Annotated in this window: 16 protein-coding genes; 8 read left to right on the plus strand and 8 right to left on the minus strand. The window is 68.9% G+C overall.

The genetic code is table 11. The features are described 5' to 3' along the window. The first annotated feature begins 31 nt into the window (after positions 1-31). The gene (locus tag HF024_RS17615; RefSeq protein ID WP_168690456.1) at positions 32-727 is read left to right on the plus strand and encodes a sigma-70 family RNA polymerase sigma factor; all 696 of its coding nucleotides are present in this window, start codon (positions 32-34) and stop codon (positions 725-727) included. Here the strand turns inward: HF024_RS17615 and HF024_RS17620 are convergent. From HF024_RS17620 to HF024_RS17630, 3 genes are read right to left on the minus strand one after another with little or no spacing between them, the layout of a single operon-like run. Continuing rightward, the gene (locus HF024_RS17620) at positions 652-2,136 is read right to left on the minus strand and encodes an NAD(P)/FAD-dependent oxidoreductase (protein ID WP_168690457.1); all 1,485 of its coding nucleotides are present in this window, start codon (positions 2,134-2,136) and stop codon (positions 652-654) included. The genes HF024_RS17615 and HF024_RS17620 overlap by 76 nt on opposite strands. Continuing rightward, entirely contained in the window at positions 2,133-3,347 is a 1,215-nt protein-coding gene (locus HF024_RS17625; protein ID WP_168690458.1) for an HTTM domain-containing protein, read from the minus strand. Before HF024_RS17625 ends, HF024_RS17620 begins: the two co-directional genes overlap by 4 nt. Next, positions 3,344-4,171 (minus strand): DUF5819 family protein, encoded by an 828-nt coding sequence (locus HF024_RS17630; RefSeq protein WP_247597182.1) that lies wholly within the window; start codon positions 4,169-4,171, stop codon positions 3,344-3,346. Before HF024_RS17630 ends, HF024_RS17625 begins: the two co-directional genes overlap by 4 nt. 174 nt (positions 4,172-4,345) lie before the next feature. Here HF024_RS17630 and HF024_RS17635 point away from each other — a divergent pair, with 174 nt between their 5' ends. The 3 genes from HF024_RS17635 (at position 4,346) to HF024_RS17645 (ending at position 7,349) form a co-directional block, all read left to right on the plus strand. Next, complete coding sequence (locus HF024_RS17635) at positions 4,346-5,197, plus strand: ABC transporter ATP-binding protein (protein WP_168690459.1); 852 nt, start codon at positions 4,346-4,348, stop codon at positions 5,195-5,197. Between the two features lie 189 nt (positions 5,198-5,386). Then, positions 5,387-6,424, plus strand: coding sequence for an aliphatic sulfonate ABC transporter substrate-binding protein (locus HF024_RS17640; protein ID WP_168690460.1), 1,038 nt, complete (start codon positions 5,387-5,389; stop codon positions 6,422-6,424). A 7-nt stretch (positions 6,425-6,431) separates the two neighbouring features. Then, on the plus strand, positions 6,432-7,349 hold the full coding sequence (locus HF024_RS17645; RefSeq protein WP_247597183.1) for an ABC transporter permease: 918 nt from the start codon (positions 6,432-6,434) through the stop codon (positions 7,347-7,349). Between the two features lie 51 nt (positions 7,350-7,400). Here HF024_RS17645 and HF024_RS17650 read toward each other — a convergent pair whose 3' ends face one another. The 3 genes from HF024_RS17650 to HF024_RS17660 all read right to left on the minus strand — a co-directional run bounded on the left by HF024_RS17650 (position 7,401) and on the right by HF024_RS17660 (position 10,481). Next, positions 7,401-8,804: an APC family permease gene (locus HF024_RS17650; protein WP_168690461.1), complete on the minus strand. Its 1,404-nt coding sequence runs from the start codon at positions 8,802-8,804 to the stop codon at positions 7,401-7,403. Positions 8,805-8,945: 141 nt separating this feature from the next. Beyond that, complete coding sequence (locus HF024_RS17655; RefSeq protein WP_085368164.1) at positions 8,946-9,713, minus strand: SDR family NAD(P)-dependent oxidoreductase; 768 nt, start codon at positions 9,711-9,713, stop codon at positions 8,946-8,948. 39 nt (positions 9,714-9,752) lie between these two features. After that, positions 9,753-10,481: a DNA alkylation repair protein gene (locus tag HF024_RS17660; protein WP_210723978.1), complete on the minus strand. Its 729-nt coding sequence runs from the start codon at positions 10,479-10,481 to the stop codon at positions 9,753-9,755. Between the two features lie 181 nt (positions 10,482-10,662). Here HF024_RS17660 and HF024_RS17665 point away from each other — a divergent pair, with 181 nt between their 5' ends. Genes HF024_RS17665 through HF024_RS17675 form a run of 3 tightly spaced genes read left to right on the plus strand, consistent with a single transcriptional unit; the run spans position 10,663 to position 13,883 of the window. Beyond that, on the plus strand, positions 10,663-12,108 hold the full coding sequence (locus tag HF024_RS17665; RefSeq protein WP_168690463.1) for a DUF6421 family protein: 1,446 nt from the start codon (positions 10,663-10,665) through the stop codon (positions 12,106-12,108). Next, positions 12,105-12,785 (plus strand): SDR family oxidoreductase, encoded by a 681-nt coding sequence (locus tag HF024_RS17670; RefSeq protein WP_247597184.1) that lies wholly within the window; start codon positions 12,105-12,107, stop codon positions 12,783-12,785. Before HF024_RS17665 ends, HF024_RS17670 begins: the two co-directional genes overlap by 4 nt. A 27-nt stretch (positions 12,786-12,812) precedes the next feature. Then, positions 12,813-13,883, plus strand: coding sequence for a low specificity L-threonine aldolase (locus HF024_RS17675; RefSeq protein WP_168690464.1), 1,071 nt, complete (start codon positions 12,813-12,815; stop codon positions 13,881-13,883). 242 nt (positions 13,884-14,125) lie between these two features. On the opposite strand, the gene HF024_RS17680 is transcribed toward HF024_RS17675, so the two are convergent. Further along, positions 14,126-14,902 (minus strand): GNAT family N-acetyltransferase, encoded by a 777-nt coding sequence (locus tag HF024_RS17680; RefSeq protein ID WP_168690465.1) that lies wholly within the window; start codon positions 14,900-14,902, stop codon positions 14,126-14,128. 100 nt (positions 14,903-15,002) lie between these two features. Here HF024_RS17680 and HF024_RS17685 point away from each other — a divergent pair, with 100 nt between their 5' ends. Next, a complete protein-coding gene (locus HF024_RS17685; protein WP_085368174.1) occupies positions 15,003-15,296 on the plus strand; it encodes a hypothetical protein in 294 nt (97 codons plus the stop codon). Between the two features lie 30 nt (positions 15,297-15,326). On the opposite strand, the gene galU is transcribed toward HF024_RS17685, so the two are convergent. Next, on the minus strand, positions 15,327-16,394 hold the full coding sequence (galU, locus tag HF024_RS17690) for a UTP--glucose-1-phosphate uridylyltransferase GalU (protein WP_168690466.1): 1,068 nt from the start codon (positions 16,392-16,394) through the stop codon (positions 15,327-15,329). Positions 16,395-16,410: the final 16 nt, after the last annotated feature.

Consider the following 16,410-nt stretch of genomic DNA (forward strand, 5'->3'; position numbering starts at 1 on the left):
GTATGAGAAACCTCGGTTCGAAGCTCAGAGAATGACCCATCCCGGAGAGACCAGCTACCTGGCACCCCGCTCGTCCCAGCCATCGGAGATGCAGCTCGGGCCCGTCGACGACCTCGGCGACGATCTCCTGATCGCCCTGGTGCGCGCGGGCGAGTGCCAGGCGACGGAGGCGTTCGCTGAGCTGTGGAAGCGCCACCTGCCCGCGGCCCTCGCCGCGGCGAGACGCATCACGCTCTCCTATGAAGCGGCGGACCTCGCATCGGAGGCGTTCGCACGCGTGCTCGTCTCGCTGCAAGCCGGGCGGGGCCCCGACCTGTCGTTCCGCGCGTACCTCATCGTGACGATGCGCAACGTCGCGGCGGGATGGGCACGGCACGCGGCCAGGCTCACCCTGCAGGAATACGACGACCTGGACGACCTGCCGCAGACGTCCACCGGCCTCGACCGGCTGGACAGACTCGCCGGATTCGAAGCGTTCCGCTCCCTGCCCGAGCGGTGGAGGAAGGCGCTCTGGTACAGCGAGGTGGAAGACCTCAGTCCCGCAGAACTCGGCGAGGTGTTCGGCATCTCGTCGTCCGCGGCGGCCATGCTGGCGTTCCGCGCTCGGCAGGGGCTGCGCAAGGCATGGGAATCGTCGAAGGATGCGGACGGTCACCCGGCGGCGATGCCGCCGGTGCGATCGCCGTCGTCCGCGCCCATCGGATCGTCCAGCACGCCGAACTCGTGACGCAGTGCTGAACGGGCGGCGTTCCAGCCGGACAGTCCGTGCACGCCCGGCCCCGGCGGGGTGGAGGACGAGCACAGATAGACCCCCCGGAGCGGCGTCCGCCACGGGTCGGCGGACAGAACGGGCCGCTTGAGCAGCTGCCGGATGCTCGGAGCACCCGCGTAGATGTCGCCGCCCACGTAGTTCGGGTTGTAGCGGGCCGCATCCACGGCCGTCGTGCTGTGGCAGCCGACGACGAGGTCACGGAAGCCGGGGGCGAGGCGCTCGATGGCGCGAGTGATCGTCTCGCGCTGATCGACGTCCGAGCCGGACGGGACGTGCGTGTACGTCCACAGCGTGTGTGCGCCGTCGGGGGCGCGGGACGGGTCGAACGTGCTCGGCTGCGACGCCAGGATGAACGGGGCGTCCGCGTGCCTACCGCGCGCGACGGCGCGCTCCGCGGCCTGCACCTCGGCCTGGGTGCCGCCGAGGTGCACGGTGGCGGCCTTCGCGAGCTCCTGGTCTGTCCACGGCACGGGACCGGAGAGCGCGAAGTCGACCTTGGCGACGCCGGGGCCGTACCGGAACGCCCGGACAGCGCGCTCGTACCTCGGCGGGAACGCCCCGCCCGCGAGATCGAGCATCGTGCGAGCACTCACGTCGAGCAGAACGGCACGCGCCGGAGGCAGTTCGGCGAGCGACGACACCGGATGCTCGAGCACCACCTCGCCGCCGAGCCGCACCAGCTCCGCGGCGAGCGCGTCGGCAATGGCCTGGCTGCCGCCGACGGGGATGGGCCAGCCGTGGGCGTGCGCGTACGCGCCGATCACGATGCCGGTGGCTGCGGCCGCCAGAGACGGCAGCGGCTGGATGGAGTGTGCCGCGAGACCGGCGATCATGGCCGGAGCGTGCCTGCCGCGGAAGCGCGCCGACCAAGCCGGGGTCCCGTGTTCGAGCACCGCCAGCCCGAGAGGCACCGCGGCCGACAGCGGGGTCGGGATGTGTAAGAGGTGCCCGGCGGAGATGCCTGCAATGTCCGCCGCGTGCCGCACCAGCGGCTCCATCAGCCCACGCCAGGCCCGCCCGTCCACGCCGAGGGCGTCGACCGTGCGGTCCAGGTCGCGGTAGGCGATCCCGGAGGTGCCATCGGCCAGTGGATGCGCGTACGACACCTCGGGAATCACGAACCCCACCCGCTCCGCCAGCCCGAACGCCCGGAAGAACGGGGAGGCGAACGCCATCGGGTGCACGGCGGAGCAGACGTCGTGGTGGAAGCCGGGGAGGGTCAGCTCGCTGGTGCGGGTGCCTCCGCCCACGGTGGCCGCTCGCTCGTAGACGCGGACGCGCATCCCGGCCCTGGCCATCGTGACGGCAGCGGCCAGTCCATTGGGGCCGCTGCCGACGACGATGGCGTCGAGACTGTCCGTCACGGAGCGGAGGCGGTGGACGCGAGCACGGGGACGTCTTCCTCGGCGGGGTCGGTGTCGTGGTCGGCGTCCCGGGCGGGGGCGGCGTCAGCGTCGGCCGCGGCGTCGGCGGGTGCCTCCATCGACGCACCGGCTGTGCGCGTCCTCCGCCACGCCTTGGCCAGACCGCCGCTGAGCTGCAGGTACGTCACGTCGCGGATGAAGATCGCGTCGATCGCGATCATCGCCAGCGAGAACCACGGCAACCCCATCAGCACGGCGATGCCGATGTGGAAGCCGAGCATCACAACCAGCGCGAAGATGCGGGTGCCGCGGCGCATCAGCAGCAGCGGGAAGCTGACCTGCACCATCAGCGTCAGCAGGGTGGCGAAGGCGACGCCGGGCCCCCACGTGGTGACGAAGGCGCTCAGCTCCGGCCACGGACCGAACTGGGTCACGTGGATGGGGTCGTAGATGGCCGTGCCGCCCGACCACGGCGCACCCCCTGCTTTGTAGAGGCCGCCGGAGACATAGATGAACGAGACCTGCGCCGCCAGCGCGATGATGGCGAAGTTGTGCAGGATGTTCGTGTAGTGCTCGGGAACGACCCGCTGGTACCGCCACCAGCGCACGAGGAACACCGCGTTCGTGCCCCTCTCCTGCGCCCGCTCCTCCGCCTTCCTGCGGCGACGCGCATCCATCGACCACCGGTCGCCCGCTGCCGTGAAGAACATGACCATCAGTGCGATGCGCGTGAGGTTGTCGCTCTGGTCGTTGACGTTCGAGTTCGACTCGACCAGCGCGACCCAGAAGAAGAAAAGGAGGAACTGCGAGAGCCTGGTGCGGTAGCCGATGGCGAAGCTCACCGCGAGCAGGATCGCGATCAGATACAGCACAGTAAAGAGGAACGGATTCTGCGCCTGATCCAGGAACATCCGGAACGGCCACAGCTTCACGAAGTCGTTGGCGGGATAGGCGAACTGTCCGCTCCACGCCATGCCGGCGCCCCAGGTGTAGAACCGCGTGGAGAAGTTCGTGAGCATCAGCCCGAGCATCATCGTGCCGAGCAGGATGCGCGTGACCGCGAGGCCGTACGAGGCGCGCTTGCCGTCGAGGATCCAGGACTCGCCTTGCAGATACAGGGACCTCACGAGGGCGAGCGCCCCGCGCATCCCGCGCTGGAGGAGGTCGGCGACCAGGGCGCCGAGCCTGCGGAAGAAGCCGGAGACGGTCATTTCTTGCTCACCTTCGCGTGGAGGGGAGCGAAGATCTCGGCGAACTGCTCCTCCGACTGTCCTGGCATGACGATGAGACCGCGCCAGCCGGTGGTCGCGAACTGCAGCGGGGGCAGCTTCGCGTTCGGGTTGTTCCGCTCGGCGAACGGGATGATGTTCTGGCGGCTGGTCATGTACTGCACCCGCACGACCGTTTTGCCCCAGACGGCCCTGGCGGCCTGGACCGCATATGCGTCGGTGTACCGCTCCTGCACGATGTACGACGCGACGACCATCGGGTTCTTCTGGCCGTTCGCCTCGTTCATCGCGGCCTGCATCCTGCCGAGCCAGTCGTCGCCCTTGAAGTAATTGAGCTCGGCGATCTTCTGCTGCTCGGGGGTCAGCGCATCCCACGCCCCCTTGAGCGCGGACGCCTGCTTGACGGCGAGGTTGGATGCGCGGGGCGGGAACAGGTTGTGCACCAGCATCTTCTGCTCGGCGTCGACGGTGGAGATCCACTCCGTGGCGATCTCGGCGCCGTCTTTGTCCGCCAGGATGGCACGGACCTTGAGGTCGTAGTCGCCGTTGATCGGCTCCGGCGCGAACACGCTCCAGCTCTGACCGAGCCACGGGATCATGTACTGGGTCAGCAGATTGCCTGGCACGACCTGGCGGAGCGGGGTGGGCGGGCCGATCCAGAGGAAGCTCGCGAAGATGTGCCACACGGTGACCAAGGCGACGATGGCGAGCGCGATCCGGGCTCCGCGGCTTCTGCGTTTGCCGCGCTCCGGCGGCGGGGCGTCGATCCCGCCCTCCATGTCTCGTTCGGGTGATAGCACGCTCATAGCTCTGTCTTCTCCGGGTGGTGTGCGAAATGTTCACGCTGTTAGAGCCGAGACAGCGGTCGCAATAACGTTGCATTCCTTTTCGGGCGGCAACGAACGGAACGCACGGTTTCGTTACGCCGCGTTTCAGCGGGCGCTGCGGGGAGAAGTGCCGAGCGATAGCGTCGAACCACCATGCCCGCCACCCCGTCCGCATACCCCGTCGAATTCGTCGACGTGGGGCGCACGTTCGTCGCGCCTCGGGCCAAGGGCGAGCGGGGCACCACCCAGCGGGTCGTGCTGCGCGACGTGTCGCTGACCGTCGCGGCCGGCGAGGTCGTCGCCATCCTCGGCGCGAGCGGATGCGGCAAGTCGACGCTGCTGCGCATCGCGGGTGGCCTCGACAGCCCGAGCGCTGGGGCAGCGCTCATCGACGGGACGGCGGTGGCCGGAATCGACGGACGCTGCGCCGTCGGATTCCAGGAGCCCCGACTGCTCCCCTGGCGCTCGATCACCGACAACGTCGCCCTCGGACTCCCCCGCGGCATCGACAGGACGGCAGGGCGCGAACGCGTCGCCCAGCTCCTCGACCTGGTGGGCCTGTCCGCCTCGGCCGGGCTGCGGCCCCGTGAGGTGTCCGGTGGGATGGCGCAGCGCGCATCCCTCGCACGGGCGCTCGCCCGCAACCCCGGCGTCCTGCTGCTCGACGAGCCCTTTGGGGCCCTGGATGCGCTCACCCGCCTCAAGATGCAGGACCTGCTCCTCGACGTGCACGGAGCAGCCCCCACCACGATCCTCCTCGTCACCCACGACGTCGACGAGGCCCTCCAACTCGCCGACCGCATCATCCTGCTGGGCGCCGAGGAAGGACGACAGGGCGCGACCATCCGCCGCGTCGTCACCGTGCCGGGCAGCCGCCCGCGCGACCGGGGTTCAGCGGAACTCGCCGAGCTCCGCGCCGAACTGCTCGACGGACTCGGCATCGACCGTCACGGTCACGCGCGCGGGATCCCGGCGACCAGCACGATCCCGGCCTTCCCGTACTGATCGGGGATCCGGGACCCGGGACCCGGATGCACTGGTGCGGGCCGCCGGTGCTTCTCCCACCGCACCGCATCATCCACAGCCCCGAGTCATCCACAGTTTTGGCAGGCGGCCCCCGCAGGCCGCGCAGGTCCGGGATGCTCGACCCACGCACTTCCACAGCACAGCACGACTGACAACCTGAGAGGCATCATGCGCCGCACATCCACCATCGTCACCGCCGTCGCCGCCATCGCGGCCGCCGCCAGCCTGATGCTCACCGGCTGCGTCGCCGGAGAGGGGCAGGCAGCGGCAGACCCCGCGAAGTCGGCCGGCACCACGGGCGGAACGCTCAACATCGACTTCGCGACGTACAACCCGCTCAGCCTCGTCATCAAGAAGGAGGGCTGGCTCGAGAAGGCGCTGAAGAAGCAGGACATCACCGTCAACTGGGTGCAGTCGGCCGGGTCGAACAAGGCCAACGAGGCGCTCCGCTCGAACGCGATCGACGTGGGATCGACCGCCGGCTCCGCCGCGCTGCTGGCCCGCTCCAACGGTTCGGCGATCAAGACGATCGACATCTTCTCGCAGCCGGAGTGGTCGGCCATCGTGGTCGGGCAGAACTCGACGATCACGTCGGTCAAAGACCTGAAGGGCAAACAGGTCGCCGCCACCAAGGGCACGGACCCCTACTTCTTCCTGCTCCAGTCGCTCGAGGCGAACGGCCTGTCCGCCAGCGACGTCACCATCCAGAACCTGCAGCACGCCGACGGCTGGGCTGCGCTGCAGAACGGCTCGGTCGACGCCTGGGCCGGTCTCGACCCGATCATGGCCAACGCGGAGAAGTCCGGCGCGAAGCTGATCTACCGCAACGTCGGGTTCAACACCTACGGCTTCCTCAACGCCACCGAGTCGTTCCTCAAGAACAAGCCGGATGTGGCGCAGACCGTCGTCAACACGTATGAGTACGCCCGCGCCTGGGCACTCAAGCACCCGGACGAGACGGCGAGCATCCTGTCCGATGTCGCGTCGATCGACCCCGCTGTCGCCACCACCGTCATCACGGAGCGCACCAACCTCGACGTGTCGAACATCCCCGGCGACGCACAGCTCAAGGTCCTGAAGAAGGTCGGCCCGATCTTCGTGACGACCGGTGACGTGCGCAGCCAGTCCGACATCGACAAGGCGCTCGACACGCTGCTCGACCCGACCTTCGCCAAGAAGGCCGACCCGAGCGCCATCGGAGGCTAGTGAGCGCATGAGCTACCAGAACGCACCGGAGGGCGACGGGGCGCTCGTCGCGACGTCGATGTACGGCACCTCGGTGGCGCGCGACGGCGAGTCACGCGAGCAGGAGCCGGAGCGCCGGGTGCCCGGTGGGCGCGGCGGCGTGCAGGCGCGGGATGCGCGCATCCCGTTCCTGTCGCGGCGCTCGACCAGGATCGTGGGCGGCTTCGTCCTCCCGCTGATCCTGCTCGTTGCGTGGCAGCTCGCCTCGACCTCCGGTGCGTTCACCTCCGCGCAGCTCCCGTCGCCCGCGATGGTGTGGGACGCGGCGGTCGACCTGGCGCAGCGCGGACTGCTCGGGCTCTACATTGCGATCTCCACCCAGCGCGTGCTGATCGGCTTCGCCTGCGGTGCGCTGCTCGGACTGGTGCTCGGCGCCCTGGTCGGCCTGTCCCGGCTGTGGGACATCTTCTTCAGCGGAACGCTCAGCGCCATCCGGGCCGTGCCGTCGCTGGCCTGGGTGCCGCTGCTGATCCTCTGGTTCAAGATCGGCGAGGAGTCCAAGGTCATCCTGATCGCCATCGGGGCGTTCTTCCCCGTCTACACGACGGTCGCCGCGGCGCTCAAGCACGTCGACCGGCATCTGGTCGAGGCGGGCAGGGCGTTCGGGCTGGGCGGGGTGCGGCTGTTCACCACGGTGCAGCTGCCGTTCGTGCTGCCGACGGTCATCTCCGGGCTGCGTCTCGCGCTCGCGCAGTCGTGGCTGTTCCTGGTGGCTGCTGAGCTCATCGCGTCGTCGATGGGTCTCGGCTTCATGTTGAACGACTCCGCGAGCAACGGACGCACCGACCGGCTGTTCCTGGCGATCATCCTGCTCGCCATCCTGGGCAAGCTCAGCGACTCCCTAGTGGGCCTGTTCGAACGCTGGTCGGCGAAGCGCTGGGGCTGACGCGCGCTGCGGTCGAACGGTCAGGACCGGGGCGGCGCGTGGCGGGACCGCTCAGCGGGAGCGGCGCTCCGCGGCGGCGGTGAAGGCGCGGGCGATGGCCCACAGGATCACGCCGATCGCCAGGAGGGCCAGCGCGATGCCGTACTGGCCGACCGGACGGCCGGAGGTCCAGGGGAAGACCAGGTACAGGCAGGTGATCGCGCCGATGATCGGCAGGACGCGCGCCGTGCGGAAATGCTTGTGGTCGACCGGCTGGCGGCGCAGCACGAGCACCGCGATGTTGACGACCGCGAACACCGCGAGCAGCAGGAGTGAGGTCGTCCCGCCGAGGAGGGCGACGATCGAGCCCTTCGGGTCGAGCGACACGTAGACGATCAGGCCGAGGGCGAGCGCGCTGGTGAACAGGATCGCTGCCCACGGCGTGCGGCGCTTCTTCTGCACTTTGGACAGGAAGCCCGGGAGCACCTTCTGCTTGCTCATGCCGTAGAGCAGGCGGCTCGCCATCATCATGTTGATCAGCGCCGTGTTCGCCACCGCGAACATCGAGATGAACGGCAGCAGGTCGGCGATCGGGAAGTCCGGTGCCGCGGCGTTGACCGCGGTGACCAGCGGGGTCTCGCTACCGGCCAGCTCTCCGATCGGCACCAGCGCGACCACGCAGATCGAGACGAGCACATAGATGACCGCCGCGATCCCGAGGCCCGTCAGCATCATCTTGGGGAAGATCCTGCTCGGTTCCTTGGTCTCCTCCGCCATGTTGACCGAGTCCTCGAAGCCGACCATCGCGAAGAACGCCAGAGACGTCGCCGTGCTCACCGCGAGCAGGATGCCCTTATCCTCCGGCGTCTCGAACGCCACCACCCGGGAGAGGTCCGCGTTACCGCCGCCGATCGCCCACAGGCCGATCATGATGACCAGCAGCAGACCGGACAGCTCCACCAGGGTCAGCACCACGTTCAGCCAGACGCTCTCCGTCACGCCGCGCAGATTCACGAGCATGATCAGCACGATGAACGCGAGCGCGACCATCATCGTGAAGAGGTTGTCCGACGGCAGCCCGAATCCGACGGACAGGTTCACCGCGAACGCCCGGGATGCCGTGGCCGCCGACGTGATGCCGGACGTCATCACGATGAAGCAGACGATGAACGTGAAGAAGTGGATGCCGAACGCCTTGTGCGTGTACAGAGCTGCGCCAGCGGCCTGTGGGTACTTGGTCACGAGCTCCAGATAGGAGAACGCGGTGACCGTCGCCACCGCGAACGCGAGCAGGAACGGCAGCCAGGCCGCGCCTCCCACCTCGGCGGCCACCTGGCCGGTGAGCGCGTAGACGCCCGTGCCGAGGATGTCCCCGACGATGAAGAGCAGCAGCAGGCCGGGGCCCAGTGCGCGCTTCAGTTCAGGCTGCTCGCTGTCTGCGGTCTTGATGACCTGGGTCCAGGAAGGATTGCTCACGATGGCTCCGTTGTCGGTCGACGGTGGGAGCTACTTTATGTGAAAGTTCTCAGGAATGTCACCCGAAGGGGGCGCGACATGCCGGTATACCCTCGCGGCGGCCGGTCGACGCGGAAGCCGAGCAGCCTTCGCGGGGCGTAGTCAGCGCTTGCGGCCGGCGAGCATCGCCTTCCACACCCCGTCGGCCATTCGCTCGGGGGTGAGCACCCGCGCGAGCAGCGGGTCGACGGCTCCGTCGAGCATCCACGGCCGGACCACCGCGGTGACCCTGACGTGACCGAAGCCCTGGTGCCGCAGTTCGGCACGCAGGCTGTCGCTCCAGGCGACGACCGCTGCCACGGACGCGCTGTGGACAGCCCCGACATCGCCCGCCCCGGCGCCCGCCCCAGCGCCGGTGCCGCCCGCGATGGTGACGATGCGGGCCTCCCTGGCGCTCGAGATCATGGCGGGAAGGAACTCGCGCGCGATGTGCATCGGGGCGAGCGCGTTGATCAGCATGGTGCGGCGGGTGTCGTCGCCGTTGTCGTGCTCCCAGAACGGGGAGCTGCGCACGATTCCCGCGGCATTGACGATCACATCCACGCCGTCCAGCTCCTTGCGGACCGCCTGCGCCGTCTGCGCGATGGCGCCCAGCTCCGCCAGGTCGAGCACGAAGGGATGCACGGTCGTCCCGGGCCGTCCGGCCGACGAACTCGGCGACCGGGTGGGGCCGCCCCACGGCGACGCCGAGCGCTGCTCCATCACCTGCGCGCGCAGGCGGGCGGTCAGCGCGGACAGTGCAGCCTCATCCCGGTCCCAGAGCACGACGGCCGCCGCACCCTCGCGCACGGCGCGCTCCGCGAACAGGTATCCCATCCCGGAGGCGGCGCCCGTGATCAGCACGCGCGCACCCCGAACCGTTCTCGTCATAGGTACATCATCCCAAGTCGAGGGAGGCCCCGTGCTGCGTCACCGCCGGGCGCGGTACTCCGCCCGCACCTCCGGCGTCAGGTGCTCGGTGGCGTAGCTCAGCATGGTGCGCGGCATCCGGGGCGCGTACTCGTCCAGGAACGCGAGCAGCACCTCCCGGTCGACGCGCTTCCCGACCTCGCGGAGCATCCAGCCGACCGCCTTGTGTATGAGGTCCTCCCGGTCGTCGAGGAGCCTGGCCGCGAGGTCGACGGTGGTGGATGCGTCCCCGCGTTTGATGAACGCGAAGGTGCTGAGCACGGCGACGCGACGCTCCCAGAGCACCTTGCTGGCCGCCAGTTCGTCGAGCACGTCGCGGGGGCGATCCCAGAGGAACGCGCCCAGGATGTACTCGGCGGACGAGTCGACCAGATCCCAATTGTTCACGCGGCCTCGTCGCACCGCATCTACGTAGAACGCCGCCAGTTCCTCGCGCCGCGCGTCGTCACGGGCCGCGGGACGGCTGGCGAGCTCGAACTCGCGATTGAGGATGATGAGCGCGGCGAGGCGGTGCTCGTGCACCTCACTGTCCAGCAGCTCGCGCAGCTGGTCGAGAGGCAGGCCGCCGAAGCGCTTGGCGACGGCGCGGGTCTGCGGCACGCGCACGCCGATGAAGACATCGTCCTCCCCGTACTCCCCTTTCCCCGCCTTGAAGAAGCGCTGCAGGAACACCGCGTCCTCCGGGCTGGCCACCTTCGCGAGCGCATCCCGCACCTCTGCTGCCGTCACCCGGCGAGCATAGCGAGGCGTCCTGGCGCTGGAAAAGTGCGTCGGCGAGCCGCGGGGCGCAAGGGACGACACCGGATGGGCAATAAAAGTTCGAAGACGAGTGGATAGGCTCGAATGCGGGCGCGCTCTGCGTCCGGACCAAGCGCCGCAGCCGCGGACGACCAACGACGGGAGGTTCGTCATGTCACAATTCGTTTCCCAGTTCAGTGCAAACGCCATTGTCGGAGAGCCCGAGGTCGTCGAGGACGTCCGTTCCGTGCGGTCGCTGGCGACGCATCCCGCGTGGCTGGCCCTCAAAGAGGCCGCCGTCGCTCTGCAGCAGGTGCAGGTCAAGGATGGGTCCGTGCCGGAGGAGGCCGACAAGGCCGGCGCAGCACAGCAGGTGGATGCGGTCATCGCGTCGATCGCCGAGCTCGCTCCGCACTTCCCACACGACGCCGCCTACCTGGATGCGCTGCAGGCCGACTTCCGCCGCTGGGCGGACGAGGGCCTCGGCGTCCCGGACTTCCTGGACTCGCTGAACGCGTTCCAGCCGCAGCAGCACCGCGTCGACGGGCTCGGCCACCTGGTCGTGTTCCCGATGTACACGCAGAACGGTTCGACCAACCGCCTCGTCGAGGCCGTGCTGGTCGAGGTGATCTGGCCGGAGTTCATCGCGGAGCTCGAAGCGGGCGACTACGGCAACAAGCTGTTCGTGCCGCTCCGGTTCGTTGACTTCACCCCCGGATACGACACCAACTCCGCCGTGCTGTTCCCCGAGACGGTGGCCATGCGCGAGATCCCGCAGTTCACCTGGGGCGCGATCTTCCAGGACCGCGAAGCCGCCAGATACCGCAGGGTGGTGCGCGCGGCTTCGGAGATCACGAAGCTGCAACTGCCGGAGGATGCGGCGGCGATGCTGGACGACCAGAAGCTCGCGGAGGAGACCTTCGTGATGTGGGACCTCATCCACGACCGCAGTCACATGCGCGGGGATCTGCCGTTCGATCCGTTCATGATCAAGCAGCGGATGCCGTTCTTCCTCTACTCGCTGGAGGAGCTGCGCTGCGACCTGACGGCGTTCCGCGAGTCCGTGCGGCAGGAGCGTGAGCTGAAGGCGCTGCCGGATGCGGAGCTCTCCGACTCGCAGCGGGAGATCCGTGACCACGCGAAGCTGGTGCAGTACGCGGTGATCTTCGACCGGATCTTCCGGTTCGCGATCACCGGCAGCCGCGTCCGGAACTACGACGGCCTGGGCGGGCAGTTGCTGTTCGCGTGGATGCACCAGCACGACGTGCTGCACTGGACGGACACGCAGCTCACCATCGACTGGGACGGTGTTCCCGAGGTCGTCGTCGCACTCAGCGACCGGATCAACGACCTGTACTGGCGGTCCATCGACCGTCCCAAGGTGGCGCACTGGCTGGCCGCGTACGAGATGCTGACCGAGACGCTCACCCCGAACCCGGCATCCAACTGGGCGCGAGGGCTTCCGGATGAGATCCTCGCCGGGGTGCCGAAGGGCTACACCGACGCGGTGCTGGACGACGAGTTCCCGCTCTCGATGTTCTACGAGGCGCTGAACAAGAAGATGGCCACCGTCATCGAATCCACCGCAGGCATCACCGGCCACTCGGACGACAAGTGACGGAAAGCCTGCCCCTCTCCGGGCGGCTGGTGCTGGTCGCGGGTGCGACCAGCACCAGCGGCGAGGCCGTGTCGCGCTCGCTCGTCGAGGCGGGCGCGACGGTCCTCGCCGTCGGCACGCGGCCGGAGGCGCTCGACGCCCTGGCCGCTGCCGTGCCGGGCGTCGACACCCGGGTCTGCGACCTGGCCGACCGGGATGCTGTGGCCGAGCTGGCCATGCGCATCCACCTGAAGTTCGGCGCGATCGACGGGCTGATCCACCTGGTCGGCGGCTGGCGAGGCGGCGGCGGGATCGCGGGGCAGTCCGACGACGACTGGGACTTCCTGGAGCGCGGGTTCCGCACGCTGCGCAACACGACGCGGGTGGTCTACGACGACCTCGTCGCGTCGCCGGCCGGGCGGCTCGCCATCGTGTCGTCCACCGCGGTGGAGCGGCCGTACGCCGGTGGCGCGAACTACGCCGCGGCGAAGGCGGCCGCAGACGCGTGGACCAGGTCGGTCGCGCAGGGGTTCGCGAAAGAGGCGCCGAACGCGGCGGCCGTCGTCTTCGTGGTGACGTCGCTGTCCGGGCTCGAGGACACGCTCGGCGCAGCCGTCGTGCAGCTCTGGGAGGGCGATCCCTCCACAATCAACGGCACGCGCGAGTTGCTCACAACTTCCGCCGACGCCGCGAACTGACTCTCTCACTCCTGCAAGGATGGATACGTGACGCTACAACTCCATGACCTCAACCTGCGCGGATTCGCCTCCGACAACTACGCGGGTGTCCACCCCGAGATCCTCGACGCCATCGCGGCCGCCAACGAAGGCCACCAGATCGCCTACGGCGAAGACGTCTACACGGCACGCCTGCACGACGTGTTCGCCGAGCACTTCGGCGAGGGCGTCCAGGTCTTCCCTGTGTTCAACGGCACGGGGGCGAATGTCGTCGGACTGCAGTCGATGCTCCCCCGCTGGGGCGCGGTGGTGTGCGCGAAGACGGCGCACATCAACACCGACGAGGCAGGGGCTCCCGAGCGGGTCGCCGGCATCAAGCTGCTGCAGATCGAGACCCCGGATGGCAAGCTCACCCCCGACCTGATCGACAAGGAGGCGTGGGGCTGGGGCGACGAGCACCGGGCCCAGCCGCTCGTCGTGTCCATCACCCAGACCACCGAGCTCGGCACGGCATACAGCGTCGACGAGGTCAGGGCGATCGCCGACCATGTCCACTCGCTCGGCATGAAGCTGCACATGGACGGCGCACGCATCGCGAACGCTGCAGCATCGCTCGGCGCCCCCCTGCGCGCGTTCACCACCGACGCCGGCGTGGACGTGCTCAGCTTCGGCGGCACCAAGAACGGGATGCTCTACGGCGAGGCCGTCGTCGTGCTCAACCCCGAGGCGTCCGAGGGGCTGATCTACCTGCGCAAGCTGAACATGCAGCTCGCGTCGAAGATGCGCTTCATCTCGGCCCAGCTGATCGCGCTGCTCACGGACGACCTCTACCTGCGCTCCGCATCGCACGCGAACGCGATGGCGCACCGTCTCCGTACGGCGCTCGAAGCCGGCATCGCCGACGGGAGCATCGAGGGTGTCGGGTTCAGCCAGGCGACGCAGTCGAACGGCGTGTTCGCCACGCTGCCCGCCGGCGTCGCCGACCGCCTGCGCGAGCACTTCCGCTTCTACGACTGGGATGCGGCGCGTCACGAGGTGCGCTGGATGTGCTCGTTCGACACCACCGAGCACGACATCGACGCGTTCGTGGACGCCCTGAAGCAGGAGCTCGCCGCCTAAGCAGTGCGGTTTTTGCGCTACAGCGTCGGATTTCTGACGTCAAGAGGTGCGAACACCCCAAGTGAGGGCCAGAATGACACTCCTACTGGGGTACAAAACGTGTCCTCCATATGACCCACACGAGCACTTTTTTCGCTAGTCTGTAATAGCCGGCGGAGGAACCCGAATATCCTCCGAAGGTAACCCCGAACGTATGCCGGGCTGCGTGGATTCCCTAGGTCCCCGCACCCGGCATCGTGGGTTTAACGGGTGGGTTCGGTGGCGGGTTCGGTCCAGTACGCATAGCGGGACGCCTCGACGAAACCGAGCCGCTCGTAGAGAGCGCGAGCCGGGGAGTTGGCAGCTGTGACCTGTAACCACAGGTACCGGATCCCGTGCCGTTCGGCGTCGGCGGCGAGAGCTCGGATGATGGCCGCTGCGTGCCCGCGGCGGCGTTGGTCCGGCCTGGTCGCCACGGCGAACACGCCGCCCCACTCGCCCACGATGGCAAGGCGCGCGACGGCGTCCGGATGGTCGGGGTCGCCCGTTGAGGCGTAGAGCGCCGGGCCGCCGGTGAGGATGCGCTCGGCGACGGCCTCTGCGTCGGCGTCGCCGCGCCCGTCGACGGACCACCAGAGGTCCATCCAGGCACGGGATGGGGTGGTGGCGATGGAGAGCGGTGCGGCAGGGGTGGAGACACCGGCTGACGCGACAGCGGCTCGGTCGGCGACGAGGACGAGGGTGTCGGAGTGTTCGCGATAGCCCCTCGCGGCGAGCGCAGAGACGAGAGCGGGGTCGGTGGCCGGGCTGACCTGGAACACCGTGGGGAGGCCGCGGTCGCGGTATGCGCGCTCGGCCGCGGCGAGCGTGGCGGGCAGGCTCTCCGCATCCACTCGGCCGGTGGGGAGGACCGAGTTGGCGCGGTTGGTGACGCCGGAGGCGAAGCGGAGGGTCCAGGAGCCGAGGGGTTCGCGCTGGACGGAGGGCCAGCCGCGGTCGGCGAGCACGTCCAGCTCGGCGGGCGACGGGAGGGACTGCATGACGGCAACGCTATCCCGGAACGATGGCATCGCCGGTTGACTCCGCCGGGGAGGCGAGTAGCGTCGGTGAGCGGCTGATGCCGCACCCGAAAGGACCGAAATGACCGAGACGCTGACCGAATCCGTCGTCGCCGGACTGGGCGCGAAGACCGTCGCGCACGTGGTCCACTACCGACGCAAGACCTACGTGACCAAGCCGTCCGAAGGGTATGCGCTGTTGAAGCGCATCCGGACGCTGCTCAAAGACGGCACCACCGATCTCGTTCCCCTGGTGCACAGGGACGGCTTCGTGTGGCTCGCGATCGGGCCGGGCATCCCGGTCTCCGTCGACGAGATCGAGTCGGACCCCGGACACAGCGACCACCACACGCTCAAGCGGCTCGGGCTGGATTAGCCCGAGCCTGCTCGATGCGTGCGGCCGAGGTTACGCTCCGGCGACCGGGACGAGGTCGCGCTTGCGCGGCGACCGGTCAGCGGCCGGCGCGGTGGCGACGGCCGGTTCGGGGGGCGCTGCCGGCTTGACAGGAACGGCGGGCTTCGCCGGGGCGGCCGGTGCCTGCGCATTCGGTGCCTGCGCATCCACGGCAGGAGCATCCTGGGCGCCCTCCGCCGCCGTGAACTCGCGCAGCCACGGCACGAGGTCTTTGCCGAGGTCGTCGCGGGCGGCGGCCAGCTGGACGATCGCCTTGATGTAGTCGAGACGGTCGCCCGTGTCGTAGCGGCGACCGGAGAAGACCACGCCGTGCACGCCGCCTGTCCAGTCCGGAGCCGTCGCGAGGCCCTGCAGCGCATCCGTCAGCTGGATCTCGCCACCCTTGCCCGGCTCCGTCTTCTCGAGAATGTCGAAGATCTCCGGGCGGAGGACGTAGCGGCCGATCACCGCGTAGTTCGACGGAGCGCTCGCGCGGTCGGGCTTCTCGACCAGTCCGGTGATGCGCACCACGTCGTCCTCGTCCGTCTCCACCACAGCGGCGGCGCCGTAGAGGTGGATCTGGCTGGGGTCCACCTCGAGGAGTGCCACGACCGTCGTGTTCAGCTGCTGCTGCACCTCCAGCATCCTGGACAGCAGCGGGTCGCGGGCGTCGATGATGTCGTCGCCGAGGAGCACGGCGAACGGCTCGTGACCGATGTGCATCTTGGCGCGCAGCACGGCGTGGCCGAGGCCCTTCGGGTCGCCCTGGCGCACGTAGTGCATGTCGGCGAGCGCCGTGGACTGGTTCACCTTCTCCAGGCGGTCGAGGTCGCCCTTCCTGGCGAGGGTGTCCTCGAGTTCGGTGTTGCGATCGAAGTGGTTCTCAAGTGCGTTCTTGTTGCGGCCGGTGACGAGCAGCACGTCGTGGAGCCCCGCGCCGACCGCCTCCTCGACCACGTACTGGATGGCCGGCTTGTCGACGACCGGCAGCATCTCTTTCGGCATGGCCTTGGTGGCGGGCAGGAAGCGGGTGCCGAGCCCGGCGGCGGGGATGACGGCCTTGGTGACGTAACTGGACATGATGGTTTCCTCTCGT

Source organism: Leifsonia sp. PS1209, from assembly GCF_012317045.1.
In the GTDB taxonomy this organism is placed as follows: Bacteria; Actinomycetota; Actinomycetes; order Actinomycetales; family Microbacteriaceae; genus Leifsonia.